The organism is Microbacterium gorillae (assembly GCF_000826185.2).
Lineage (GTDB): Bacteria > Actinomycetota > Actinomycetes > Actinomycetales > Microbacteriaceae > Microbacterium > Microbacterium gorillae.
Window position 1 is genome coordinate 227,063 of record NZ_LN648874.1, and the last position, 24,403, is coordinate 251,465.

A 24,403-nucleotide genomic window follows, 5' to 3' on the forward strand; every position below is an offset into this window, starting at 1 on the left:
TGCTCGGGCCGGAACTATCCGCGACGGGTAGGGGGCGCCCCACCCGGGCCCGGTCGAGGGACGAATCGGGGCACCCATCGGATGAACCCGAGCGCGCCCAGGAAAGCGACGACGCTCATGAGCCCGGTCGCCCAGGCGAGGGACAGCAGGGCCGTGACAGCGGACACCAACAGTGGTGCCAGCGCGCCGCCGGCATCCGTGAGCGTGCGCCACGAGCCGAGGAAGGCCGCGGGATCGCGTTGCGGAGCGATGTCGGCACCGAGGGTCAGGAGGATGCCCGAGGACAGGCCGTTGCCGGCACCGAGCACCATCGCGAACGTCGCGAACCACATGGTGGCGGACGCGAGATCGTGCGTCACCGCCAGCGCGCCGAAGCCCGCGCCCATCAGGAGCATGGCCGGAAGTGCCGCCCACAGGCGTCCGTAGCGGTCCATCACCTGACCGCTGGCGTAGAACAGCGCGAAGTCGATCGCGCCGGAGATGCCGACGATGAGGGCGATCGTGGACGCGTCCATCCCCAACGAGACTCCCCACAGCGGCAGGATCGCCTGGCGCGCCGATCGCACGGCGGACAGGGAAGCGGCCGCGAGACCGAGCCGCAGCAGGACCGTCCGGTGGTTCCACATCGTCCGGAAAACGCCCGGACTGGGCTGGATGACCCCCACCGGGCCGGTGATCGGCTCACCGGTGTCCGCCGGGTCTGCGGGGCGAGCGGTGCGCGGCGGAGGCGCCTCAGCGGCGATGCGCTCCGGATCCGGGCCGAAGGTCACCAGCGCCACCGCGGCGAGCAGGCACACGCCGAGGAACGCGATCGCGGCCCGCTCATCGCCGAACACCCAGATCAGGCCGGCGGCCACGAAGGGCCCGACGAACATCCCGAGGCGGAACGATCCGCCGAGCAACGACAGGGCGCGGGCGCGGAAACTCAGCGGCACGCGCGTGGTCATGAACGAGTGCCGGGCGAGGGCGAAGGCCGCGGCGCAGAAGCCGATCAGGAGCGCCGCAGCCATCAGCATTCCGACGTTCCGGGCGAAGCCGAGCAGCCCGACCCCGACGAGCGCGACGGTTCCGGAGACCATCATGGTGCGCCGTTCACCGAATCGCGCGACGGCCCAACCGGCGGGCAGGTTGCCACAGAGCTGGCCGACCACGAGGGCGGCGGCGACCAGGGAGGACACCGCGATGTCCGCCCCGAACCTGGTGGCGAGGACCGGCAGAAGGGGGACGACCGCGCCTTCGCCCAGGGAGAACAGCAGCGTCGGGCCGTAGATCATCGGCGCGAGCTTGCGGAGGATGCTGCTCGCGCCGATCGGCTCGTCGCTCATTCGCGATCCTCCCTCGCGCATGACGCCGCGCCGGCGATCACACCTCGACCAGCCTAGCGACGCGTGCGTTCACGGTCCGTCATGCCGCGCGGTGCCGGGACGCGGACCGCGACCTGCCGCCGAACCGCCCCGGCGTACCGAGTAGGATCGGAGGGCCATGCTCGACTATGAATTCACCGCGCAGATCGCTGCCGTCCGGTCCACCTTCGCCGACATCAAGGCCGTCGTCGATGTCGACGCGCTCCGCGCGGACATCGCGCGCCTCAGCGAGGAGGCCGGCGCCCCCGACCTCTGGGACGACCCCGAGGCCGCGCAGAAGGTGACCAGCGCGCTGAGCCACAAGCAGGCCGACCTCGGTCGCGTCGAGGGTGTGGAGCGTCGCCTGGACGACCTCGACGTGCTCGTCGAGCTCGCCAACGAGATGGAGGACGAGGACGCCGAGCAGGAGGCTCGCGACGAGCTGGCCGCGCTCGAGAACGTCGTCAGCCAGCTCGAGGTGCAGACGCTCCTGGACGGCGAGTACGACCCGCGCTCGGCCGTCGTGACGATCCGATCCGGAGCCGGCGGCGACGACGCGACCGACTTCGCCGAGATGCTGATGCGCATGTACCTGCGCTGGGCCGAGAACCACAAGTACCCCGTCAAGGTCATGGACACGTCCTACGCCGAGGGCGCGGGCATCAAGTCCACGACGTTCGAGGTGGACGCGCCGTACGCCTACGGCACGCTCTCCGTTGAGGCCGGAACGCACCGCCTCGCGCGCATCAGCCCGTTCGGTTCCGCGGACAAGCGCCAGACCAGCTTCGCCGCCGTCGAGGTCATCCCCGTGATGGAGGAGGCCCAGGAGGTCGAGATCCCCGAGGGCGACATCCGCGTTGACGTGTTCCGCTCGTCCGGTCCGGGTGGACAGTCCGTCAACACGACGGACTCCGCCGTCCGCCTCACGCACCTTCCGACCGGCATCGTCGTGTCGATGCAGAACGAGAAGTCGCAGATCCAGAACCGCGCGGCGGCCATGCGCGTCCTGCAGACCCGCCTGATGCTGCTGCAGAAGGAGCAGGAAGCGGCGAAGAAGAAGGAGCTCGCCGGTGTCATCACCGCGAGCTGGGGCGACCAGATGCGCTCGTACTTCCTCTACGGCCAGCAGCTCGTGAAGGACCTGCGCACCGGGTACGAGGTCGGCAACCCGCAGACCGTGTTCGACGGTGACCTGGACGGCTTCATCTCGGCCGGTATCCGCTGGCGCAAGCGCAAGGACGACGACGACTGACGCTCCCAGCTCCGACACTTCTGCCACCGCAGACCTGTCGGAGGTGAGAGCGACCGTGTGTTGCTCTCACGCGTTGCAGAAATCAGCGACCGGACCTGTCGAAGGTGAGAGCGAGCCGGACGGGGTGCCCGATCACCCCGTCCGCGTCAGCACACCCAGACCGGTCGGTTCCGGCACCTGCGGAAAGCTGTTGAAGAAGGTCAGCGTGACACCGGTCACGGCCCCGTTCGTGCGGCTGAAGACCGCCGAGGACAGCGATCCCGGCAGTGCGTTCTCGCCGACGGGTGCGAACGCCTTCGTGTCTCCGCTCCAGGGTTCGATCGCGAAGGTGTAGCCGCCGTTCGGGCCCATCGCACCCTCCAGCGTGCCGTTGCGCTCGGTCACCGTGAGGGTGCCGAGGTAGTCGCCGCGGTAGGTGCCGACGTAGTCCGAGAGCGGTCCGGACGCCGCCGCGTGCGCGGGCGCGGTCTGACCAGCGAGGTCGCCGGACGGGGCGTTGAAGCTCTCGAACCGTCCATGGAAGGCGTCCACCCAGTCCCGGGTCTGGGCGCCGTACATGACCTGGTCGATGAACTCCTGCGTCACAGCCTCGGGCATGCCGATCGGGGCCCCGTTCGTGAGCACGGTGATGCCGATCCCGAGGTCGGGGACGAGGATCGCCGCGGTCGCGGTGCCGAGGCCGAAGGCGCCGGAGTGGCTGAGCGTCACTCGGCCGCCGGCGGCCGCGTTGACGTTGATGCCGAAGCCGTAGTGGGTCGGACGCTGGTCGAACGTGGTGTTGTGCGAGGTCACGATCTGCGACGAGAAGGCCTCGGTGAGCGGCTCCGGGTCGATGAACTGCGCGCCGTTCAGCTTCCCGTCGGCCAGCACGAGCGCCATCCACTTCGCCACATCGCCGGAGGTCGATGCCATTCCGCCGGCGGGTGCTTCGGCGTCCGGATCCCGGTCGAACAGCGGCTGGAAGGACTTCTCGCCGATGCGCGCATGCTCGATCGCCCGATCCGTCGTCGCAGCGAAATCGGCATGCGAGGAGGTGGTGGACGTCATTCCGAGCGGTTCGAACAGCAGCTCCTTCGCCATCTCCTCCCAGGACTGACCGCGGGACTCCGCCGCAGCGACCGCCCCCGTAGTGAGGCCGAAGTTCGAGTACTGGTACGTCGTGCGGAACGGCTGGAGCGGGATCTGCGCGAGGTGGCCGAGGATGTACGTCCGGTCGAAGCCCAGGTCCTCCAGATCGTCACCGCCACCGGTGGGGATTCCCGTCCGGTGTGCGAAGAAGTCACCGATCGTCGCGTTGGCGGTGACGTACGGATCGGACAGCCGGAATCCCGGCAGCAGCGAACTCACCTTCGTCGACCACGACAGCGCGCCCTTCGACTCGGTGATGGCCTTCGCGACGACGGTCGCGGAGATGGGCTTGGACAGGGAAGCGATCTGGAACAGGGTGTCCTTGTCGACGAGTTCGCCGGTGCGCGTGTCCCGGACGCCGAACGCCCCCTGGTAGACGGTCTTGCCGTCCGAGACGACGGCGACCGAGGCGCCGGGCACTCCGCTGCGCTGCATCGCGTCCTTCACCTGACCGGGCAGCTTCTTCAGCGCAGCGGCGATCGCGTCGGCCCGGTCGGTGTAGAGCGGGAGGACGTCCTGGTTCGGGGCGGCACCGGCTTCCACGGCGAGGGGAGCCGCGGTCGTGCCAGTGCCGCCGGTCGTGCATCCGGACAGCATCCCCATCACGACCACAGCCGCGGTGGCGGTCACGGTCGTCGCCGCGCGGCGGGCGGCGGATCTCTTCTGGACGTGTCGCATCTCGCCATTCCTCCCGTGGGGCCTGCCTCGACGCTAGGAGGAACCGCACCCCCGAACCATGGACCTGGGCCGCGGACCGCACACAGGACGCAGGTCCCTTGCACGCCCGCGCACGGCGAGTACGTTCAGCATCATGGGTACCTTCTCGCCCTGTTCGTCGCGCGCGCGACCGACGCCGCCCGCGCTTCGCGGGGTGCGGGAGGGGTCGCTGGAGCGGGCACTGCTGTTCCTGCTCGTGGTCGGTCTCCTGCTGGGTATCGGGCAGGTGTGCGCCGCCTACGCCTTCTCCGATGCGGGGTGGGCCGCGCTGTTGTTCGGGGTCGTCTACGCGATCTGGCTCGGGGCCGGCGTTCTGGCATGGTGGCGTCGCCCCGGCAACGGCGTGGGGGCCCTCATCCTGCTGGGTGCGATCTCGATCCACCTCGGAGGCATCGCGAACGTCCCGGCGCCGGCGTACGTGCTGATCAACGCGGTGTTCGCCACGATGGTCCTCGCGGTGACCGTCCACATCCTGCACGCCTTCCCCTCCGGTCGCCTGCGCGGCCGCCTCTCCATCGCGACGGTGGTGCTCGGCTATGTCGTCTCCATCGGCTTCGACCTGGTGAACACCGTGCTTCGGGCGGTGAACCCGAGCGGCATCCCCGTCGTGAGCGCGGTTCAGACCGCCCTCGGCATCCTCGTCATGGTGGTCACGGCCGTGGTCCTGGCGCGCCGACTCGTGCTGGCCGATCGCGTGCACCGGCGGATTCTGCTGCCGCTGTACGCGTACGGCATCGTCTCGGTGCTGGCCGCACCCCTCCTCCCGCTCGTGCTGCGGCCTCGGGGCGTGGACACCGAAACGATCGCCATCGCTCAGCTCGCGGTGCTCGCCGGGCTCCCGATCGCCTTCCTCCTCGGCGTTCTGCTCGGTGGCTTCCGGCGTACCACGGCGATCGAGGCGCTGAGCGCGTGGCTCGCGATCGGCGGTGCGACGCGTCCCTCGGTCGGCCGAGCCCTGGCCGCGACGCTCGGCGACGAATCGCTCGAGGTCGTCTACTGGGATCCGGAGCGCGACGCGTACATGGACGAGAACGGTCACGAGGTTCCGCGTGACGAGAAGCGTGACCGCGGGTGGATCGACGTGCGCGTCGATGATCGACTGGTCGGCGCCATCGGGTACGACGCCCTGATCATGGCGGACGCCGCAGCCGTCCGGCGCGCGGGGGAGGTGCTCGCCATCGCGATCGATCGCGAGCGGTTGACGACCCAGCTTCTGGCGAGCAACGAGGAGCTGACCCGCTCCCGGCTGCGGCTGGTCGAAGCGACCTATCGCGAACGCTCTCGCGTCGCCCGAGACCTGCACGACGGCCTGCAGGTGCAGTTGGTCCTGCTCGCGCTCGAGGCGCAGAAGATCGCGAATGCGCCGGACGCATCGCCCGCCACCGGCGCGGCGGCCGAGCAACTGCGGCACGGAATCGACGCCGCGGCCGCGGAACTGCGCGACTTGGTGCACAACGTCCTGCCCGCCTCGCTGTTCGAGCGGGGGCTCGTCGCGGCCGCCGAGGATCTGGTGGATCGACTCGAGATCCCGGCGACGCTGACCTGCGACGCGGACGAGTCGAGCATGGGCGGCGCGACCACGCTCACGGCCTATTTCGTGCTCGCCGAAGCTCTCGCCAATGCCGCGAAGCACTCCCGCGCCGCCCGCGTGGACGTCCGTCTGCACCAGAGCGCGGGCCGACTGCACGTCCGGGTCGACGACGATGGCGTCGGCGAAGCCCGCGTCGAGGACGGCACCGGACTGCGCGGCCTCTTCGACCGCGTCGCGGCCGTGGACGGGACGATGCGGATCGATTCGCGCCCCGGACACGGGACACGCGTGGAGGTGGATCTGCCATGCGGGTAGTCATCGCTGAGGACGAGGTGCTGCTGCGAGAGGGCCTTGCGCACCTGCTCGAGGACGACGGGATCACGGTCGTCTCGGCCGTCGGCACCGCGGACGACCTGGAGCGCGATGTGACGGCGCACCGCCCAGACCTCGCGATCACGGACATCCGGATGCCGCCGTCGTTCACCGATGAGGGGCTCGCCGCAGCGCTGCGCATCCGCCGGGACTGTCCGGACGTCGGCGTCGTGGTGCTGTCCCAGCACGTCCAGCGCCGGTACGCCGCCGATCTGCTGAGCCAGGGTGGTGGTCGCTTCGGGTACCTGCTCAAGCAGCGGATCGCCGATGTGCACACCTTCACTGAGAACCTGCACCGGGTCGATGCCGGTGGCACGGTGCTCGATCCCGAGGTGATCGCGGTGATGGTGACGCGCGCGCGGCGGGGAGACGGGGCCGTCGGACGCCTGACCCCACGGCAGCGCGAGGTCCTGGCCCTGATGGCCGAGGGCCGCAGCAACGCGGCGATCGCCGGGGCACTCTTCCTCACTGAGAAGGCGGTCGTCCAGCACACCTCGAACATCTACGACGCCCTCGGACTAGCGGTGGACGCCGACGACCACCGGCGGGTGCTCGCGGTGATCCGATACCTCGAAGCGGCCGCCACCCCGCCGGAACACTGAACACGGACGAGAATCCGGGACGATGCTCGGATCGTCCCGGATTCTCGTCCGGCTCAGGAGCAGATCACTGTCACTGTTGGACGACCTTCTCCCACGGCTCGACGCGGCAGGTGGTGGTCGCCTTGTCGAACTCGTCCGCGGGACACGCCTTGATGACCAGCAGGCCGCCGTCCTGGACGGGGGACTGGGAGGTCACCTGGGGGACCATGACCGTCTTGGAGCCGGTGTCGATCACCCACGCGCCGATCGCGACCAGGTTCATCGGAGCGAACTCGATCCACTGCGCCGAGTCCTCGCGGAGGTCGATCTCGGTGTCCTCACCGAACGTGTGCTCCAGGCCCCACGTGCGATCGACCTTCGTGGTGAGTTCGGCCTTGAAGATCTCGCCGATCTTCGCACCCAGCGTGATCTCGACGCCGACGGAGGTCTCGGTGGACTCCTTGGTCTCCCACTTGATGGTCTTCTTGCCCTCGGTCTTGTGGTTGAGCACGACCGAACCGACGACCTTCTGCGGACCGCGCGCGAAGCTGGTTCCGGCCGCGAAATATCGACAGTGGCGCTGGGCGTCCGCGTCGTTGCAGTACCGGTTGATCAGGGCGGCGGCGTCGGCGGTGTTGGTGACCACCTCGACCTTCTTGATCGTGAACACCGGCTCGGGGTTGTACCCGCGGATGTTCTCCCAGCTGCACTGGTAGGGGCTCACCCACGCCCAGGTGCCGCCGTTCACCGGGTCCCCGCGATAGACGTCGCACATGTCGCTGTTCTGACCGTAGGCGGGGCTGGAGAACTTCGTGCCCACCCAGAAGTCCGTGGGCTTGCCGTTGTCGTAGATCCGGTGCCGGTACATGAAGGCCGGCGCCTGTCCGCCGACCTTGAAGGACGACGACGAGGTGACGGTGTCGACCTCGCCGGTCCGCTGCGACCAGGAGCCCGCTCCGCGGAACCACCCGTCGCGGAGGCTGACCCCGTTGCCGATGACCCGGTAGGTCGCCGTGATCGTGCGATCGCCGCGGTAGTGGGTGATCGGTTCGGTCTCGGCGGTGTCGCCGGGCCACTGGTGCTCGCCGGCGTCGCCGGGAACGTAGGGCACGTCGCCGCTCGAGGCGGCACTGAGCGCTACCCCGCTCGCCACCTGACCGGAGGAGGAGCGCGGCGTCGGGGTGGCGGCCCCGGCGAGCGTGGTCAGCGGGCCGACGTCCGCGCTGATGCCCGCGGACGGGGTGGGTGCGGCGGTCGGTGCCGCCAGATCGCTCACGGCCGCGATGCGGTCCGCGGGCGAGCAGCCGCTCAGGGCGGCGGACAGCGTGAGGGCGGCGATCGAGGTGCAGACGATCGCGAGTCGAGTACGCGGCAGGGTGCTACGCATGAGATATCGATTCCTTTCCGTGAATCGTTCCTCCAGCCTCCGGTCTTGCGCCGGACGCCACCATGGACCTGAGTCCCGGCCGAAACCGACTCGGGTCGCGTTCCGGCTCCGAACGTGAGAGCGACCGCACCGGCGGCGCGTCGGCCGGGCAGGCGCGGAACGCGCGCTTAGGCTCGTGACGCCATGATTCGGTTCGAAAACGTCACCAAGCGCTACCGCGGGACGGCGAAGCCGGCTCTCGCGGACGTCGACTTCGAAGTCGCCAGCGGAGAGTTCGTCTTCCTCGTCGGCGCGTCCGGCTCCGGGAAGTCCACCTGCCTGCAGTTGATTCTGCGCGAGCAGGTTCCCACGAGTGGACGCATGCTCGTCCTCGGCAGCGACCTGCGCAAGCTGTCCAACCGTCGCGTGCCGTACTTCCGGCGTCACATCGGTTCGGTCTTCCAGGACTTCCGCCTGCTCTCCACCAAGACGGTGGCCCAGAACGTCGCCTTCGCGCTGCAGGTCACGGGTGCCTCGCGAGGGTTCGTGCAGCAGGCCGTGCCGGAAGCCCTCGAACTGGTGGGTCTGGCCGGCAAGCAGAAGCGCATGCCGCATGAGCTTTCCGGTGGTGAGCAGCAGCGCGTCGCGATCGCGCGCGCCATCGTCAACCGGCCGCAGATCCTGCTGGCCGATGAGCCGACCGGAAACCTCGATCCCGGCACTTCCACCGAGATCATGCGTCTGCTCGCGCGCATCAACGCGAACGGCACGACCGTGGTCATGGCCACGCACGAGGCCGGGTTCGTCGATCAGATGCGCCGCCGCGTGATCGAACTGGACAGTGGTGTGATCACCCGCGACGAGAGTCACGGTGGTTACGGCGACACTTCCGCCATCCCGCGGTTGGAGATGGCCACCGAACGGGGGGCAGCCGCCACGGCCGCCCTCTCTGCGGTGCTGGAAGTGCAGCGTGAGGCCGCGCGTGCGGTGGATGAGCACGATCCGGCCGCTGCGGTCACCGTGAGCGGTTCAAGCCGACCGGCCGCCCGGCCCGTGACACCGGCCAGCGCCGCACCCGAGAAGACGATCGCGGCCGCGCCCACCAGCACGCCGATGGCAGAGGACACGCCCACCGTCCAGCCGGCGGCGACGCCCGCTGCCGGGCCGCAGCCCGCGGCCGCGCCGGCTGACCGTCCGGGCCCGACGGAGGCGTCCGAGACGACGGCGACCGCCGAGGTCGCCGCGGCGGAGGAGGACGAAGCACCGGAGCTCACCCGCCCGGGCGTGGAGCCGGAAACGGCGGGGGAGCAGCGTCCGATGACACGACCGATCGCGCTGCCGGACGTGCAGGTGGACGAGCTGGGGGTGGCCGATCGACTCGGACTCGGCGCCTTCGATGACGACGACGAGGTGGGACCGACCTCATGAGAGTGGGACTGATCATCTCGGAGGTCCTGCAGGGCCTCCGCCGCAACCTGTCCATGGTCATCTCGGTGATCCTGGTGACCTTCGTCTCGCTCACCTTCGTGGGCGCGGCGATCCTGACGCAGGCGCAGGTGTCGAAACTGCACGAGTACTGGGAGGACCGCGCCCAGGTGCAGATCATCCTCTGCTCGTCGTCGATGATCGGCGAGAACTGCACCGGGGGCGCGGCCACCAAGGAGCAGACCGACGCCGTGGAAGCGGAACTGACCGGCAAGACGCTCGGCCCGCTGATCCAGAACTACACGTTCGAATCGCAGCAGCAGGCCTACGACAACCTCATGGCGAGCGTGGACAAGGACTACGCCAGCGTGCTGGCCGTGGACCAGATGAACGCGTCGTTCAAGATCAACCTCAAGGACCAGGGGCAGACGGACGTGCTCACGGAGGCCTTCCACGCCACGCCGGGGGTGCAGGAGGTCAAGAACCAGCTGAAGTACCTCGATCCGCTCTTCCAGTCGTTGACGGTGGCGACCTACATCGCCGTCGGCATCGCCGTGCTGATGCTGGTGGCCGCAGTGCTGTTGATCGCAACGACGATTCGGCTGTCCGCCTACGCGCGACGCAAGGAGATCGGCATCATGCGCCTCGTGGGCGCGTCGAACCGCTTCATCCAGACCCCGTTCGTCCTGGAGGGTGTCGTCGCCGCGTTCATCGGAACGATCCTGGCGTCCGGCGCGATCATCGCCGCCGTGCACTTCGGAATCGACGGCTACCTGCGCTCGCGTGTCGGCTTCATCTCGAGCTGGGTGGGCATGGGCGACGCGTTCGTCGTCGTTCCGATCCTGGTCGTGATCGGTGTGGTTCTGGCCGCGCTGTCGGCGGGCTTCGCCATTCGTCGCTGGCTGCGCGCCTGAGTCGATCCACCGCCGCAGCGTCGTCTTGATAGACTGACGGGCTGTCGTGCGCCCGCACGACGAGAAGGAGAAGATCATGGTCCGCGAGCGCGGGGAGAAGGTCGTCGCGACCAACCGTCGAGCGCGCCACGACTACACCGTCGAGAAGACGTACGAGGCAGGTCTCGTGCTCACCGGGACCGAGGTGAAGTCGCTGCGACAGGGACGCGCGAACCTCACCGATGGTTACGCCTACGTCAAGGGCGATGAGGCCTTCGTGGACAACCTCCACATTCCCGAGTATTCGCAGGGGCACTGGACCAACCACGCGGCCAAGCGCGTGCGCAAGCTGCTCCTGCACCGCGAGGAGATCCTGAAGATCAGCCATGCGGTCTCCGCCGGGGGCTACACGCTCGTCCCGCTGAAGCTCTACTTCAAGGACGGACGAGCGAAGCTCGAGATCGGCGTCGCCAAGGGCAAGCGCGAGTACGACAAGCGTCAGACTCTGCGCGAGCGCCAGGACAATCGCGAGGCCGAGCGCGCGATGCGGATGCGCAACCGGACCGGTGAGGACGACTGAGCCGGCTCAGACGCGGCCTGACGCCGCGTCCGCGGGTGCTGTCGCCGGGTCCCGGAACGCGTGCTCGGGCAGAGTCAACAGGAACACGGCGGCCGCCGCCGCGGTGGCGCCGCACACGATCCACACGGTCAGGTAGCCGCTGAACGACCCCGCCGTCCCGCCGGTCGCAGCCGCGCCGGTGGTTCCGTGCAGGAGCGCGACACCGAAGACGCAGGAGGCGATGGCGCCGCCCACGGTCTTCACCGAATTCGTCAGCCCGGTCGCGACACCGGTCTGCGCGGCCGGAGCCGCCGCCGCTGCCGCGGCCGGCAGCGCGGCGACGAGAGCACCGGAACCGATTCCGGCGACGACCATGTTCACCACGACCTGCAGGTAGGTCGTGTGGAAGGGCACGAACAGGAAGAATCCCAGCCCCACGGCGCAGGCCGCAGCGAACAGCATCCAGCGCGGGCTGGACATGCGCGAGAGCACGGGGAACAGCAGTGCGCCGCAGATCATCGCGATCAGGTAGACGCCGATGAGCAGGCTGGTCGCGAAGCCGGTGGTGCCGAGCCCGTAGCCGTAGTCGCTCGGGTCGGTGCGGGCGAACGTGGACATGGGCGCCTGAGCGCCGAGCACGCTCACACCGAACAGACCGGCGGTGACGAACACCGGACCGAGCGCGGGTGAACGGAACATGCGCACGTCGATCAGGGGGTCCCGCTGGCGCAGTTCCCACCGCACGAAGGGAATCAGCAGGGCGACGCCGAGCAGAGCGACCAGCCACGCGACGAGACTTCCGGCGCCGTTGATGCGCAGCAGGCTCAGTCCGCCGGTGAAAGCGATGAGGGCGAGCGAGATGAGGATGAGCCCGCCGGTGTCGAGGCGCCCGCCCGTGGGGTTCGGCGACTCGCGCACACCGAACAGGATCACGAAGAAGCACAGCACGACGAGGATGCCGGGAATGAACAGGACGGTGCGCAACGGCAGTGCGTCGCTCAGTGCGCCGCCCGCGAGTGCGCCGCTGATGGCACCGGCCTCCAGAGCGGCGACGAGCATCCCGGCCGCACGCGCGGTGACCCGGCCCGGTTCCGGCTGCGACCGCGCGCGGGAGTAGAGCAGGGCGATCTCCATGGGCAGCCAGACGACGTAAAAGCCCTGCAAAGCCCAGGCGATGAGGAAGGGCACGAAGCTGTCGCAGAACGGCAGCGCGAGGGATGCGACCGCGGTCAGTGCGGTGGAGATGAGCAGCATCCGCTTGTGGCCGACCATGTCGCCGAGCTTCGCGAAGGCGGGAACGACGAGCGCCGACAGCATCAGCTGCGTGCCCTCAAGCCAGTTCACGTCGGCATCCGGGACGTTCAGGTGACGCGCGATGTCGGTGAGCATGGGGGTATAGAAGCCCTGGAGGACGCCGGAGGTGAACTCGACGAACGCGAGGAATCCGACGATGCTCGCGGTGACACCGACGATGGTGGCGCGCGTGGTCATGGCTGCTCCTGGAGGACGGACGGAGGCGGGTGGCTCAACTGTAGTGCGGAGCCGAGTCAGGGCAAGCGCGCCAGGAGCGCGCGGTGGAACAGTTCGCCGGCCACGAGGGCATCGACGGCGACCCGCTCGTCGACGCCGTGGATCGTGGCGCGCAGATCGCCGGGCATCGACAGCGGCGCGAAGCGGTACACGGCCGGAGTGAAACGGTGGAAGTGGCGGGAGTCGGTGGCGGCCATCATCACGTACGGCACCGTCACGGCATCGGGGTGCGATACGGCGACCGCGTCCGCGATGAGAGCGAACTGCGCATTGTCCGTCGCGGATTCGGGAGAGGGCTCATCCGCGTCGACGACGGTGACGGTGACCGCGTCGTCTCCGATGCGCCGTCGAAGCCGACGCGCGACCTGTGCGCTGGTCTCGCCGAGGGCGATGCGCAGATTGAGGGTCGCGTGCGCCTGCGACGGCAGGACGTTCGTGGCGGTGCCGCCGGACTGCATGGTGGCCGCGACCGTGGTGCGCACCATCGCCGCCGGTTCACCCCCGAGCAGCGCGAAAACCCGGGCCGTGAGCCACGGTGCGCGTGCCAGCGTCCGCAGAGCGAGACGGATCGGTCCGGAGGTGCGGGGCGCCACGGCGGCGAGTAGTCGGCCGATGGCGCGTGGGGCGTGCGCGGGAAAAGTGCCGGGCGTCAGCTTCGTGACGGCCGCCGCGACGCGCGACACGGCCGTCAGGCGTGGGGGAGCGGACGCGTGGCCGGCATCGCCGCGGGCGCTCACGTCCACGGTCATGATGCCCTTCTCGCCGACACCGACCACGGCGGCCGTCCCGGCGACGAAGGGCAGCAGCTTGTCCGTGACGGCGCCGCCCTCGTCGATCACGATCCACGGCGTGATGCCGCGATCGCGGAAGGTCGCTGCGATCGCTCGGGCGGCGCCACCGAACGTCTCCTCATTACCGCCGAAGGACAGGTACACGTCGCGCGGCGGGACGAAATCCGTTGCGAGCAGGTTCTCGACGGCCTCGAGAATGACGATCAGGGGGCCCTTGTCATCGAGTGCGCCGCGACCGAAGACGGTGCCGTCGGCGATCACCCCGGCGAACGGCGGATGCGTCCACGCGTCGCTCTCATCGACCGGAACCACGTCATAGTGCGCCATCAGAACGGCCGGTGCGCCGTCGCCGGAACCCCGCCAGCGATAGAGCAGGCCGAAGTCCGTGATGCGTTCCCGTTCGAGGCGCTCGTGGACGCGCGGATAGAGCTCCTCGAGGAGTCGCACGAAGTCCTCGAACGGCTCCGCGCCCCGCTGGTCCAGCTCGGCGGACACCGTGGGCAGCTGGATCATCCGGCTGAGGCGCTCCGCGATGCCCGGGCGCACCATTCCGGGTGCAGTCGCGCTCACGAGGCTCGGAATCGGGCTTCGACCGTCGCCGACACGCGAATGGGTTGTGGCTCCAGAGCGAGCGAATCGTTCCCGCCGTGGCCACCGGCCATCATCGCCATCCGCGGCATCTCGTCCGACGACCCGCCCTTCGTGTCACCGAGCAGGCCGGCGTCCGCGACCTCGAGGGCCTGCACGGTGCCGAGGCCGAGCGCGTCCGCGTACGCCTGCGCGCGGGCGACGGCGACCGCCACCGCGTGCTGAGCCACGGCCGCTTCCTGCTCCTTGTCGGTCGCCTCGCTGAGTCGCCAGGACACGCCGTCGACGGTGATGCCCTCCCGCTCCGACACCGAGCCGATCCATTCCGAGAGCGCGGAGAAGTCCGTCCACTCCGAACGCGTGCTGATCACGGCGTTGTGGACGAGCGGTTGCTGCTTGCCCTTATCGCTCCACGGCCGATTCGACCACACCGACAACCGCTCGCTGGAGTGCTCGCTGACGGCACCGGTCGCGGCGGCACCGGCGATCTCCTCCCGCAGCTGCGCGGCCAGGCGAGTGGCGGAGGCGACGACCTCGGCGCGGTCGGGTCCGTCCACGCGTGCTGACACGTTGGCGATTCCGAGTTCGGCGGGGATGCGAGCCTCGTGCTCGCCGCGAACGGTGATGACGACGTCGGTCATGGAGCCTCCCAGGCGCTGGTGTGCACCACACTAACGGTGCGATCGGACACGCGGCAGGAATGCCGGAGGCCCGGGGGATGTTGTAAGCTGAGATGCTCCGAACGATTTCGGAGCAGTGGTAAGTCAACAGTGTGACAGCGGCCCTCCGACACGGAGGAACTCGGGGCTGATCGGTTTCGACAGCGCCTGCGTACCCACGAGAAGCGGGCCGAGGATGCAGGGTTATCTCGTGAACGCTCCCTGCAAAACAATAAGTGCCGATGCAAAGCGCACTGACTTCGCCCTCGCTGCCTAAGCGAGCCCGATAGTCCGTCAGACCGTATGTGATTCCGGTACGGTTCCTGGCGTCATCTAGGAATCTTGCTGCGTGACGGCGTCCGGACGTCACGTGGGACTCTTCCCGGGCTGGGCTCGTCGACTTAGGTGTCTGTGACAAAGGTCGGAGCCGAGCAGAACGTCTTCACAGACTGCGCCCGGAGAATGCGCGGAAACTCAGCGTTGGACGGGGGTTCGATTCCCCCCAGCTCCACCAGCCGTTGTCACTGCTGTCGAAGCCCCCGCGATCCCCGGATCGCGGGGGCTTCGTCGCGTACGCGCCCGGAGCCGTGTCCGGTGTTGACCGTCGCGAGCATCCTGCGTATAAACGTGTTCACCAGCCCGTGGCTGGTTTCGGGCGATCGAGGAACGCGCAGGTGAGTGCATGGGTCGGGCGACGGCGTCGGTCCCCGGGGTTCGATGCGGTCGTGCGTCCGCGGTCCTTCTGGTCGTGCTCCTGCTGCTCGGCTTGGGCGTGCCGGCGCAGGCGTCCGGATCTTCGGCGCTGCCCGCCGTCGAACCCGTCACCTCCTCAGCCGGGTTCACCCACCCGGGCGTCTTCGTCGGTTTGAGCGAGCTCACCGCCTCGAAAGCTCACGTGCGCGCCGGCGATGCGCCGTGGATCACGATCTTCCGGCAATTGACCGATTCGACGGTGATCCGGCGCGGTGCGCCCGACTTCGCGTCGTTCGCCGCGGCCTCGGTTTATCCCTCCACCGTCGCCGAACACTACGAGAACTCGCGGTGCAGCTCGGACGAGTCCACCGGGTGCATCACCTACTGCGGCTCGTTCAACAATCCCGACGTCGGTTGTTCGGACGAGTTGGCGGACGCCCGCGCCGTCTACGGTCAGGCGCTCATGTACTGGTACACGGATGACCGGTCCTACGCCCAGCGAGCGATCGCGATCCTCAATGCCTATGCCGAGCACTTCGCCGGCAACCACGGGTCGAACGGGCCGCTGATGACGGCCTGGATCGCGGAGATGATGATCCGTGGTGCGGAGCTCATTCGCTACACCTACACCCCGGCCGCGGGCGAGGTCGCCTTCGACGTCACGGGCTTCAGCACGATGCTGCGCGACGTGTTCGTGGCCCGGCTGCAGGTGTTCAGCTGGGCGGACGTCAACGGCAACTGGTCCGGCTCCGCCGCCGATGGGCTGATGAACGCGGGCGTCTTCCTGGATGACCGCGCGATCTACGAGGAAGGCGTGGCGCTGTGGCGAGCGCGTGTGCCGACCTACCTCTATCTCAGCTCCGACGGTGCTCTTCCGGTGGCTCCGCCCGGTTCGACCGAGTTCGGCACCGACACCGCGCAGAAGCGGATCAACCTCGCGTGCTGGTGGCTGAACGACAAGGCGGACTCGTGCCGCTTGACGCCCAGGGAGGATCCCGGCCCGCTCCATCTTCAGAACGGCCAGTCGCAGGAGAGCTGCCGCGATTTCGGGCACGTCTCGCTCGGCATCGCCGGCATGGTGAGCGCCGCCGAGACGGCCTATCTGCAGGGTGATGACCTCTATGGCGAGGAACAGCACCGCATCATGACCGGCATCTCGTACCTCGTGCAGGTCGAGCAGCACTGGCGAAAGCACCACGCGTGGCCGCGGGGCTTCTGCAAGGACGTCTCCGGTCTGGTCGCGACCGGTCTGACCACTCCGGACTTCCAAGCCGAGGTCGCGTACAACGCGTACGCGGTACGCGCGGGCGTCGCTTTCCGGACCATCGTGATCCCCGGGTACAGCGACACCTACCCGAACGGTGATCCGCTGGCCGCCTACATCGCTCTCAAGCAGACGGACCGCAACGTCGAGGGGTTCATCGACGCCTGGGACACGCTGACGCACCATGCCGTCCCGACCGGGGCAGCGGTCAAAGGGGAGCGGTCCGGCGTACCCCTCATCCGGTATTACCCCGTGATCTTCGTCGCCCTCGGGCTCGTCGTCATCGCCGCGATCGCGCTGGTGGTGCGGCGCCTGCGCCGACGGTGACGCGCGTTCGGCCTCACGTCGATCGCGGTGCTCAGCGCGGCCAGGCGATCAGCAGGAGACCCTGCTTGGTGTCGGCGAACTTCAACCAGCCGTCACCGAACTGGTACGTCATGCCGTACCCGTCCTCGTCCTTGATGGTGATGGTGTCCTTGGGCTGCGTGTAGAACAGTTCGCCGTGATCACCCTCGATGCGCTCCCACCGCTGCCCCTCGAGCGCCTTCTCGAGCGTGGCGGCGGTGGCGGAATCGATCGTGGCCCATCCCCACATCTGGACGTTGTCGTTGGTCGGTGCGCTGTAGTTGCCCCAGTTGCAGACCAGCCCGCCCTTGACCTCAGTGGTGTCGATGTACATCGGCGCCTCTTGGAAGGTCCACCCCTGTTCACGCAATTGGGCGTCCAGGGAATCGGAGATGAGCGTGTCGCAGGTCGGCGACGCTGCGGTGCCCGTCGGGGTGGCTTCCGGCGCGGCGGTGGTCTTCGTCGCCGGCGTCGGTGCGGCCGAGGTGGTGGCGACCGGTGCCGGGCCGGCGTCCCCGGACGTGCAGCCGGCGAGGGCGACCGTGAGAGCGACGGTCACGCCGACGAGCGCGATGCGGCGGAAGTGGGTCATCAGCGGTCGGTCTCCGTCTCGTGCAGCAGGCGCAGGAAGTCCTCGTGGAGGACGCCGTTGGTCGCCAGTGACGACCGTGAGGAGATGGACGCGATGCCGTCGTAGTCCGTCATCCGGCCCCCGGCTTCGGTGACGATGGGAACCACGGCGGCGATGTCGTACTCCTTCACATCGAACTCTGCCACGAATTCCAAGCGGCCCTCTGAGAGAAGCATGTACGGCCAGACATCTCCGTAGCCCCGGTCGCGCCAGACGGTGCGGCTGAGACGCACCAGAGCGTCGAGGTGGCCGGCCTCATCCCACTGCTGGATGCTCTGGAAGCTCGCGCTCGCCCGGTCGAGGGCGGCTTCATCGGAGACACGGATGCGACGCGGGCCGGACGGCGCATTCGTCCACGCTCCGGCGCCCGTGGCGGCCCACCAGCGGCGGCCGAGAGCGGGCTGGCTCACGACGCCGACCTGCGGGACGCCGTCGATGGCGAGGGCGATCAGCACGCCCCACATCGGGATGCCGCGAAGGTAGTTGTGCGTGCCGTCGATCGGATCGATGATCCACTGCCGTCGACCCTCGCTGGAGCCGAACTCCTCTCCGAGGATGCCGTCCTCCGGACGCTCCGCCTCCAGCAGGTCGCGGATCGCGCGCTCCGTGGCGAGGTCGGCGTCCGTGACGAAGGTGGCGTCAGGCTTGGCTCGCACATCGAGATCGGGCGAGTCGAAGCGGCTCATCGCGACGGCATCCGCGGCATCTGCGAGGCGGAGGGCCAGCTCCAGATCGGCGGCGAAGGGCGAGTGCTGAGGGACGGTCACGACACACAACACTATCGGGCATTTTTCGGTGGAGCGGGCTCTCGATTTCCCTTTGAGGCCGGAGCCCTGGTAATGTGATTCTTCGTTGCCGCAAGGCACGAAAGCGGCTGAGAAGCCACGCACCTCTAGCTCAATAGGCAGAGCAACTGACTCTTAATCAGTGGGTTCTGGGTTCAAGTCCCAGGGGGTGCACCAGGAAGGCCCGGTCATATCTGACCGGGCCTTTTTCGTTCCTCGAGGGACGCGAAACGGGCTTATAGGCCAAACGGGGGGGTCGCCGGCCGACGTCACCCGCGGTGATCCGCGCTCGCGTCCAGCGCTCGTACGGGCGGATTCGCGCGGGGCTCCGGTCTCCCGACGGCGGGCGTCAAGGCGCCGCTGTCCGGTGCGCCGGCCCGGCGGAAGACGAACCGCTGCTGGGCGCTGTAGCTCGTGACGAAGAGGACGGATTCGGTGATCGCTTTCGCAAGCAGGAGCGGGAGACCGAGGTCGGTCAGGGCGTTCATCCAGACGGTGTTCGACGCGAGCAGGAGAACGGCGAGACCGGCGTAACGCAGGGCCTGCCCGGTGACTCGTCTGCGCCCCTGCCGGCGGAAGACGAACCTCCGGTTGATCGCGAAGTTCACTGATGCGCTGAACACGCGGGCTCCCACGATCGACGCGACCAGCGAACTGGTCAGCGCGTGCAGGATGAGCAGCGCGACCGTGTCCAGCGCGAAGGCGAGGAGGGAGGATCCCGCGAAGAGCAGCATCGGCAGCAGCACGCGCGCGGAGTCCATGATCGGCCGGAAGTGGCTGCTCTCGTTCTGCTTGAGGTACACCGTTTCGATCGGGATCTCCCGGGCTGCGTACCCGGCTCTGTGCAGACGGAGCAGCACGGCGATCTCGTACTCGAAGCGCTCACCCGGCACCTCGAGCAGCCACGGCAGCATCCCGCTCGGGATGCCCCGCAGTCCGGTCTGCGTGTCCGTCGCGCGCCATCCGGCGGCCAGCTGGAACAGCCGGCGGGAGACGGCGTTGCCGAAACGACTGCGCCGCGGGACGTCGCCACCGAACGTGCGCGCGCCGAGAATGAGGTGCGGTGCGGGCGAGTGGACCAACTCGGCGCCGACCTGCGCGATGTCGCGCGGAGTGTGCTGACCGTCGGCATCGGCGGTGATGACGTCCTCGCCGGGCCAACGCTCCAGGATCGCTCGGATCCCGGTCTTCAAGGCAGCGCCCTTGCCGCGGTTGACCTCATGACGGAGGACCACCGCGCCCGCCGCGGTCGCGAGCCGGAACCGCTCGCCGTACGCCGGGCCGCTGCCGTCGTCCACGACCAGGATGTGCGCCTCCGGCGCCAGCTCGATCATGGCGCGGACGAGGGGAACGAGGTGTTCGCCGGGTTCGTACGCCGGGATCAGCACGATCACGTCCTCACCCGGCCACGTACAGGATGTCGCTGGTGCCGCGTTCGCCGCCGTTGGACGGACGGTTGACGACCTCGCCGTTGAAATACATCGTGGAGGATCCGCCCCCGTCGATGTTGTAGGCGGTGGTGGCCCCGAGGTCGACCATCATCTGCGCGAGCTCGGTCAGGGTCGCGCCCTTGCTGTAGCCCGGGTCGCGCCCGTCGACGACGACGAAGACGTGTAGTGGTTCGCGTCGATGACGCCGACCGCCGTACGGGGCTGGTCACCCTGGATCGAGTGGTTGCCGACGTTCGTGTCCACCTCGACGCTGTCGATCCCGTTCACGACGGTGCTGTTCTCGACGAGAGCGGGACCGAACGACAGCGTGTTCCAGACTCCGTCCGCGACGAGGTCGTCGGCGGAGGTGGTCGTCTCGTCGTAGACCGCGACGTGGCCGTCCGTGTAGAAGGCCAGCCCCTGTCGGGCGCCGTCGTCCCGGTAGACCACACCGTTGCGGATCTCGATCCCGGTGGAGCGGAAACCGTAGTAGTCGCCGTTGATGGCCAGAACGGCGTCGTTGTCCGCAGCGATCGCGCTCGTGCGTTCGGTGATGTTCTCCCCGAACTGGTTCTTCGCGAACGCGGACCGGACTTCCGTCGCGTCCGTCACGACGACATCGGCCACGTAGGCCGTGACGGTGTCGTCACCGGACCCCGTCGTCTTCTTCGTGACGGTGACCGTCGTCCCGTCGCGCGAGTAGCTGTCGGCCGTGACGGTGGCGGCGGAGGACGTGGTGCTCTGCGGCGTCGGCTCGGCCGTGGACTTCGCGGCCTCGTAGGCGGCCACGTCCGAAATCTGCACGTGTTCGACGAGGTAGCGGTCGGCGGCCCAGGCGGCACCGCCGCCGAGGCACAGGACGACGACCAACGAGCCGGCGATCGTGAGGTTTCGAATCCGCCGACGGCGCGGGCGGAAGGGGGGAGTGCTTCATGGATATCGGCCGCCCTTATGCCGGGTCTCGCCGCTACTTGTGGCCCACCTGCGAACCGCTCAGCGATGAGCCGGCACGATTCGCCAGGGCGGGGACGGCGCGAAATCTCACCGCTTCTCACCGCGCGTCCCGCCCGCTACGGTGAGCATCAGCGCTGCCCGTCACCCGAACCGGGCATCGCCGAGACCGCGGCAGGCGGTCATCCGACGCGCGCAGAACAGGGAGACATGATGGCGGCGGCACAACCTGGGTGGTACGCGGACCCCGTGGATGCGGGGCGAGTGCGATGGTGGGATGGCCGCGGATGGACGATCCGTGTGTCGCGCGGCGGCATTCAGTGGGATGAGCCGCTGCCGGCTCCGGTCATGGACGCGGGGCGGGCGCGCCTCGTTCCGTCGGCTCGGGCCACGGCGGACCCCGGTCCGAGCGCGCATGCGGATGTCCGCCGGGGGCGGGTGCCGGTGTGGCTGTGGATCGTCATCGCCCTCGTGGGCATCGCCCTCCTGTTCGCGCTCGCTCCGCTCGTGGCCGTGGGTGCGGCCGCGGTGCTGGTGACGGCGATCGTGGGAGCAGCGAGCGGAACACGCACCTGGCTCCGGTTCCGGTCACGCGGCGCGGCGATACGCGTCGCGGGAGCAGCGGCTGTCGTGCTGCTCGCAAGCGGATCGATGTCGGCGGTGCACCGCGCTCCGACTGATTCGGAGGCCGGATCCGGGGACGTACGTGCGCTGGTGGCGACGCAATCTGCCGCGTCGCCCTCGGCGAGCGCGGCCCCGGAACGCACGTCGACGCCCGTCACGATCGTGCGCGAGGAGACGGTGACGGAGCCGGTGGCCTTCGCCGAGACCACCGTCGAGGATGCCTCCGTCGCGCGAGGCGAGTCGTGGGTGTCCGTCGCCGGCGTCGCCGGCGAGCGCACCCTCACGTATCGGGTGACGACGGTTGACGGTGTCGAGACTGCCCGGGAACTCGTCTCCGACGTGGTGACGGTGCAACCGGTGGCCCAGCAGACGACGGTCGGGACTTACGAAGAAGTGGCCGCGGCTCCGGTTCCCCTGGTCTCGAACTGCGACTCCAACTACGCGGATGCCTGCGTGCCCATCGCGTCCGATGTGGACTGCGCGGGTGGGAACGGGAACGGTCCGGCGTACTTCGACGGCGTGGCGCGCGTCGTGGGGGAGGACATCTACGGCCTCGATCGCGACGGCGACGGGTACGCGTGCAACTGATCTGCGCCGCGTACAGGAATGACGGGACCGGGAGCGATTGCTCCCGGTCCCGTCATTTCCGCGTCAGTTCGCGTCGCCGACGAAGACGGCCTCGACTTCTTCGAGCTCGTCAACACCTCGCTGATCGATGCGGAAGAGGTGGCGGCGTCCCGTCAGGATGATCACGACGGCGATGAGGACGGACAGCGCTCCGACCCAGAACGGGATGGATGCGTTGAAGGCGTGCCACAGGGCGGCGGCCAGCGGCGGTGCGATCGCACCGCCGAGGAACCGAACGGCGGAGTAGGACGACGAGGCTACGGAGCGGGGGAGGTCCGTCGCCTCCATGACCGCCTCGGTGAGCGTCGTGTTGATCACGCCGAGGACCAAGCCGCCGACGATGATCGCGACCACGACCGCGGCGGGGCTGGCCACGACCAGACCGGCCGCGATGAGGTCGAGGGCGAGGAGGACGAACATCCAGATCAGCACGGTGCTGCGCTTGAATCGGCGCAGCAGCATCGGGGCCACCCAGACGCTCGTGATCGCAAGACCCAGACCCCAGCCGAAGAAGGTCAAGCCGATGCCCATCTCGGCGAACCCGAGGATGAACGGCGAGAAGGCGAGGAGGGTGAAGAAGCCGATGTTGTAGAACACGGCGGCGGCGGCCAGACGTCCCAGGGCCGGGTCAGCCAGGGCACGGAACGGTGCGGACAGCTTCACCGGATGCGGATGCCGGTCGCCGCCCTTGAGCAGCACGGTGATCGCGACGAAGGCGACCGCCATCAGGATCGCGACGCCGAAGAACGGGCCGCGCCAGCTCCACGTGCCGAGCAGTCCACCGAGCAGCGGACCGACGGCGATGCCGATGCCCAGAGCGGCCTCGTAGAGCATGATCGCCGCCTCGCTGCCGCCGGCGGCGGCGCCGACGATCGTGGCGAGGGCGGTGGAGATGAACAGGGCGTTGCCGAGACCCCAGCCGCCGCGGAAGCCGATCACGGCGTCAACGGAGGTGCTGAGCGCGCAGGCCAGGGCGAACGCCACGATGACGGCGAGTCCGATCAGCAGAGTCTTCTTGGCGCCGAGGCGGGAGGACACCCAGCTGGTGAAGAACATCGCCAGTCCGGTCACGACGAGGTAGCTGGTGAAGAGGAGCTCCGTCTGAACAGGTGTCGCCTGCAGGCTGTTCGCGATGGCGGGCAGGATCGGGTCCACCAGTCCGATACCCATGAACGCCACGACGGACGCGAACGCGACCGCCCACACCTGCATCGGCTGCCGCCACAGGGACGGCTGGGATTCTGAACTCATTGATCGTGCTCCTCGGTTTGAACGGTTGCGGCGGAGAGGATCTCGGCGGCGCGCGTGAGCACGGCCCAATCCTCCTCCGGCAGGTCGGCGAAGTAGGGCTGGAGGGCCTCGTTCAGCTGCGCCTTCCAGGCCTCGAGCGCTTGTGCGCCCGCTTCGGTGGTGGAGATCACGGTGGCGCGGGAATCCGCGGGGTCGGGTGTGCGGGCGACGAGGCCGTCCGCGACCATGGTCCCGATCAGGCGCGTCATGCCGGGTTGGGTCACCCGACTGAGGCGCGCGAGTTCGCCGAGTCGCTGGGCTCCGCCGCCGAGAATCGTGAGCGTGCGCCACTGCGCAGCGGGCGTCTCATTCCGGGTCCCCACGGCGGCGATGCGGCCGAGCGCGGACGCTGCTGACACGATCCGCACGATGTCACTGGTTGATCTCACAACGATGAGTATACCAAGGATATATACCGTTGGTATGCATTGATGTGCGATGGGCCGATTCGGGCGTGCGTGAGGCATCGTGGAGCGACCGGGCCGTGATATCAGGTTCTCGCCGACGTGGCTCGCTCCGTCCCAGAGCGACGCGCCGACCGGTCGGAGTCAGATCTCCGTGGCGCCGTGCTCGCCGTCCGGCGCGTCACCCGTGATTGCGGCCTTGGCGAGACCGATCATCTGCGCCACGGGGTTGCCCGCGCTCCAGTACGCACCCTGGTGGGCGTCGACGCGAAGGATGACGTTGTCGGGGTCTTCCGCGTCGCCGGCGTACGCCTCGTTCAGGCGGCCCCAGAGCTCCTTCTTCTCTGCGACGCTGCGACTCACGCTTCCGCGACCGGAGATCGAGATGTAATTCCCGCCGTCCATGACGGACAGGTTGACTTCACGTCCGTCGGACTGCTGCACGGTGGCGTCGTCGTCCTGGGCGATGAAGGCGAAGGTCCAGTCATCGAATTCCTGCACGGTCATGGGTCGGCTGATCAGTGCCCCATCCTCGTCAATGGTGGTGAGCATGACGAAGCGCTGACTCTTCATGCGCTTGAGCAACTCGGCGGTGGTGTCGGTGGCGTCAGACATGAGTTCCCC

At 68.7% G+C, this 24,403-nt stretch carries 20 protein-coding genes, 1 tRNA gene, 1 other RNA gene and 1 pseudogene; 10 read left to right on the forward strand and 13 right to left on the reverse strand.

The genetic code is table 11. The features are described from left to right. Positions 1 to 14: 14 nt before the first annotated feature. A complete protein-coding gene (locus tag BN1193_RS06980) occupies positions 15 to 1,325 on the reverse strand; it encodes an MFS transporter (RefSeq protein WP_040165076.1) in 1,311 nt (436 codons plus the stop codon). A gap of 157 nt (positions 1,326 to 1,482) precedes the next feature. Between BN1193_RS06980 and prfB the strand changes: the two genes are divergently transcribed. After that, entirely contained in the window at positions 1,483 to 2,595 is a 1,113-nt protein-coding gene (gene prfB / locus BN1193_RS06985; RefSeq protein WP_040165078.1) for a peptide chain release factor 2, read from the forward strand. 132 nt (positions 2,596 to 2,727) lie between these two features. Here the strand turns inward: prfB and BN1193_RS06990 are convergent, their stop codons facing one another. Beyond that, positions 2,728 to 4,401: a serine hydrolase gene (locus BN1193_RS06990; RefSeq protein WP_052460529.1), complete on the reverse strand. Its 1,674-nt coding sequence runs from the start codon at positions 4,399 to 4,401 to the stop codon at positions 2,728 to 2,730. Between the two features lie 133 nt (positions 4,402 to 4,534). On the opposite strand from BN1193_RS06990, the gene BN1193_RS06995 reads away from it, so the two are divergent. Together BN1193_RS06995 and BN1193_RS07000 are read left to right on the forward strand one after the other, a co-directional pair. Beyond that, positions 4,535 to 6,286 (forward strand): sensor histidine kinase, encoded by a 1,752-nt coding sequence (locus BN1193_RS06995; protein WP_195907825.1) that lies wholly within the window; start codon positions 4,535 to 4,537, stop codon positions 6,284 to 6,286. Continuing rightward, on the forward strand, positions 6,277 to 6,945 hold the full coding sequence (locus BN1193_RS07000) for a response regulator transcription factor (RefSeq protein ID WP_040165079.1): 669 nt from the start codon (positions 6,277 to 6,279) through the stop codon (positions 6,943 to 6,945). Before BN1193_RS06995 ends, BN1193_RS07000 begins: the two co-directional genes overlap by 10 nt. A gap of 70 nt (positions 6,946 to 7,015) precedes the next feature. Here the strand turns inward: BN1193_RS07000 and BN1193_RS07005 are convergent, their stop codons facing one another. Next, positions 7,016 to 8,311 carry a hypothetical protein gene (locus BN1193_RS07005; protein WP_040165080.1) on the reverse strand — a complete coding sequence of 432 codons (1,296 nt, stop codon included), beginning with the start codon at positions 8,309 to 8,311 and terminating at the stop codon, positions 7,016 to 7,018. 183 nt (positions 8,312 to 8,494) lie between these two features. Here BN1193_RS07005 and ftsE point away from each other — a divergent pair, with 183 nt between their 5' ends. The 3 genes from ftsE to smpB all read left to right on the forward strand — a co-directional run bounded on the left by ftsE (position 8,495) and on the right by smpB (position 11,188). Next, positions 8,495 to 9,718, forward strand: a complete 1,224-nt coding sequence (gene ftsE, locus BN1193_RS07010; protein WP_040165081.1) for a cell division ATP-binding protein FtsE — start codon at positions 8,495 to 8,497, stop codon at positions 9,716 to 9,718. Further along, complete coding sequence (gene ftsX / locus BN1193_RS07015) at positions 9,715 to 10,629, forward strand: permease-like cell division protein FtsX (RefSeq protein ID WP_040165082.1); 915 nt, start codon at positions 9,715 to 9,717, stop codon at positions 10,627 to 10,629. Before ftsE ends, ftsX begins: the two co-directional genes overlap by 4 nt. Positions 10,630 to 10,705: 76 nt before the next feature. Further along, positions 10,706 to 11,188, forward strand: a complete 483-nt coding sequence (smpB, locus tag BN1193_RS07020; protein ID WP_040165646.1) for an SsrA-binding protein SmpB — start codon at positions 10,706 to 10,708, stop codon at positions 11,186 to 11,188. A gap of 6 nt (positions 11,189 to 11,194) precedes the next feature. Here the strand turns inward: smpB and BN1193_RS07025 are convergent, their stop codons facing one another. The 3 genes from BN1193_RS07025 to BN1193_RS07035 are packed head-to-tail and all read right to left on the reverse strand — an operon-like array spanning position 11,195 to position 14,717. Continuing rightward, positions 11,195 to 12,658 carry an MFS transporter gene (locus tag BN1193_RS07025; RefSeq protein ID WP_040165083.1) on the reverse strand — a complete coding sequence of 488 codons (1,464 nt, stop codon included), beginning with the start codon at positions 12,656 to 12,658 and terminating at the stop codon, positions 11,195 to 11,197. Between the two features lie 56 nt (positions 12,659 to 12,714). Beyond that, positions 12,715 to 14,058 carry a M20/M25/M40 family metallo-hydrolase gene (locus tag BN1193_RS07030; RefSeq protein ID WP_230206440.1) on the reverse strand — a complete coding sequence of 448 codons (1,344 nt, stop codon included), beginning with the start codon at positions 14,056 to 14,058 and terminating at the stop codon, positions 12,715 to 12,717. Beyond that, entirely contained in the window at positions 14,055 to 14,717 is a 663-nt protein-coding gene (locus tag BN1193_RS07035) for an SIMPL domain-containing protein (RefSeq protein WP_040165086.1), read from the reverse strand. The genes BN1193_RS07030 and BN1193_RS07035 overlap by 4 nt, the downstream gene beginning before the upstream one ends. 162 nt (positions 14,718 to 14,879) lie before the next feature. Between BN1193_RS07035 and ssrA the strand changes: the two genes are divergently transcribed. Both ssrA and BN1193_RS07045 read left to right on the forward strand, forming a co-directional pair. Next, positions 14,880 to 15,249, forward strand: a transfer-messenger RNA (tmRNA) gene (gene ssrA, locus BN1193_RS07040). A 168-nt stretch (positions 15,250 to 15,417) separates the two neighbouring features. After that, positions 15,418 to 17,019 carry an alginate lyase family protein gene (locus BN1193_RS07045; RefSeq protein ID WP_040165087.1) on the forward strand — a complete coding sequence of 534 codons (1,602 nt, stop codon included), beginning with the start codon at positions 15,418 to 15,420 and terminating at the stop codon, positions 17,017 to 17,019. A gap of 31 nt (positions 17,020 to 17,050) precedes the next feature. On the opposite strand, the gene BN1193_RS07050 is transcribed toward BN1193_RS07045, so the two are convergent. Together BN1193_RS07050 and BN1193_RS07055 are read right to left on the reverse strand one after the other, a co-directional pair. Continuing rightward, entirely contained in the window at positions 17,051 to 17,629 is a 579-nt protein-coding gene (locus tag BN1193_RS07050; protein ID WP_040165088.1) for a DUF3558 domain-containing protein, read from the reverse strand. Further along, positions 17,629 to 18,435, reverse strand: coding sequence for an inositol monophosphatase family protein (locus BN1193_RS07055; RefSeq protein WP_040165089.1), 807 nt, complete (start codon positions 18,433 to 18,435; stop codon positions 17,629 to 17,631). Before BN1193_RS07055 ends, BN1193_RS07050 begins: the two co-directional genes overlap by 1 nt. Positions 18,436 to 18,554: 119 nt before the next feature. Here BN1193_RS07055 and BN1193_RS07060 point away from each other — a divergent pair. Beyond that, positions 18,555 to 18,630: transfer RNA gene (locus BN1193_RS07060), tRNA-Lys, on the forward strand. A gap of 92 nt (positions 18,631 to 18,722) precedes the next feature. Here the strand turns inward: BN1193_RS07060 and BN1193_RS07065 are convergent. Together BN1193_RS07065 and BN1193_RS07070 are read right to left on the reverse strand one after the other, a co-directional pair. After that, entirely contained in the window at positions 18,723 to 19,847 is a 1,125-nt protein-coding gene (locus tag BN1193_RS07065; protein WP_040165090.1) for a bifunctional glycosyltransferase family 2/GtrA family protein, read from the reverse strand. 4 nt (positions 19,848 to 19,851) lie between these two features. Then, positions 19,852 to 20,780, reverse strand: a pseudogene (locus BN1193_RS07070) (phosphodiester glycosidase family protein). A gap of 267 nt (positions 20,781 to 21,047) precedes the next feature. Between BN1193_RS07070 and BN1193_RS07075 the strand changes: the two are divergent. After that, positions 21,048 to 22,046, forward strand: coding sequence for a G5 domain-containing protein (locus tag BN1193_RS07075; protein WP_268259556.1), 999 nt, complete (start codon positions 21,048 to 21,050; stop codon positions 22,044 to 22,046). Positions 22,047 to 22,109: 63 nt separating this feature from the next. On the opposite strand, the gene BN1193_RS07080 is transcribed toward BN1193_RS07075, so the two are convergent. The 3 genes from BN1193_RS07080 to BN1193_RS07090 form a co-directional block, all read right to left on the reverse strand. Beyond that, complete coding sequence (locus BN1193_RS07080) at positions 22,110 to 23,336, reverse strand: MFS transporter (RefSeq protein WP_040165091.1); 1,227 nt, start codon at positions 23,334 to 23,336, stop codon at positions 22,110 to 22,112. Continuing rightward, positions 23,333 to 23,764, reverse strand: coding sequence for a MarR family winged helix-turn-helix transcriptional regulator (locus BN1193_RS07085; protein WP_040165093.1), 432 nt, complete (start codon positions 23,762 to 23,764; stop codon positions 23,333 to 23,335). The genes BN1193_RS07080 and BN1193_RS07085 overlap by 4 nt, the downstream gene beginning before the upstream one ends. 159 nt (positions 23,765 to 23,923) lie before the next feature. Continuing rightward, the gene (locus BN1193_RS07090) at positions 23,924 to 24,394 is read right to left on the reverse strand and encodes a pyridoxamine 5'-phosphate oxidase family protein (protein ID WP_040165094.1); all 471 of its coding nucleotides are present in this window, start codon (positions 24,392 to 24,394) and stop codon (positions 23,924 to 23,926) included. Positions 24,395 to 24,403: the final 9 nt, after the last annotated feature.

Coding starts and splice junctions, on each gene's coding strand:
- BN1193_RS06995 (WP_195907825.1), top strand. CDS start 4,535: ATGGGTACCTTCTCGCCCTGTTCGTCGCGCGCGCGACCGACGCCGCCC.
- BN1193_RS07025 (WP_040165083.1), bottom strand. CDS start 12,658: ATGACCACGCGCGCCACCATCGTCGGTGTCACCGCGAGCATCGTCGGA.
- ftsE (WP_040165081.1), top strand. CDS start 8,495: ATGATTCGGTTCGAAAACGTCACCAAGCGCTACCGCGGGACGGCGAAG.
- BN1193_RS06990 (WP_052460529.1), bottom strand. CDS start 4,401: ATGCGACACGTCCAGAAGAGATCCGCCGCCCGCCGCGCGGCGACGACC.
- BN1193_RS07050 (WP_040165088.1), bottom strand. CDS start 17,629: ATGACCCACTTCCGCCGCATCGCGCTCGTCGGCGTGACCGTCGCTCTC.
- prfB (WP_040165078.1), top strand. CDS start 1,483: ATGCTCGACTATGAATTCACCGCGCAGATCGCTGCCGTCCGGTCCACC.
- ftsX (WP_040165082.1), top strand. CDS start 9,715: ATGAGAGTGGGACTGATCATCTCGGAGGTCCTGCAGGGCCTCCGCCGC.
- BN1193_RS07075 (WP_268259556.1), top strand. CDS start 21,048: ATGGCGGCGGCACAACCTGGGTGGTACGCGGACCCCGTGGATGCGGGG.
- BN1193_RS07000 (WP_040165079.1), top strand. CDS start 6,277: ATGCGGGTAGTCATCGCTGAGGACGAGGTGCTGCTGCGAGAGGGCCTT.
- BN1193_RS07005 (WP_040165080.1), bottom strand. CDS start 8,311: ATGCGTAGCACCCTGCCGCGTACTCGACTCGCGATCGTCTGCACCTCG.
- BN1193_RS07035 (WP_040165086.1), bottom strand. CDS start 14,717: ATGACCGACGTCGTCATCACCGTTCGCGGCGAGCACGAGGCTCGCATC.
- BN1193_RS07090 (WP_040165094.1), bottom strand. CDS start 24,394: ATGTCTGACGCCACCGACACCACCGCCGAGTTGCTCAAGCGCATGAAG.
- BN1193_RS07080 (WP_040165091.1), bottom strand. CDS start 23,336: ATGAGTTCAGAATCCCAGCCGTCCCTGTGGCGGCAGCCGATGCAGGTG.
- BN1193_RS06980 (WP_040165076.1), bottom strand. CDS start 1,325: ATGAGCGACGAGCCGATCGGCGCGAGCAGCATCCTCCGCAAGCTCGCG.
- smpB (WP_040165646.1), top strand. CDS start 10,706: ATGGTCCGCGAGCGCGGGGAGAAGGTCGTCGCGACCAACCGTCGAGCG.
- BN1193_RS07045 (WP_040165087.1), top strand. CDS start 15,418: ATGGGTCGGGCGACGGCGTCGGTCCCCGGGGTTCGATGCGGTCGTGCG.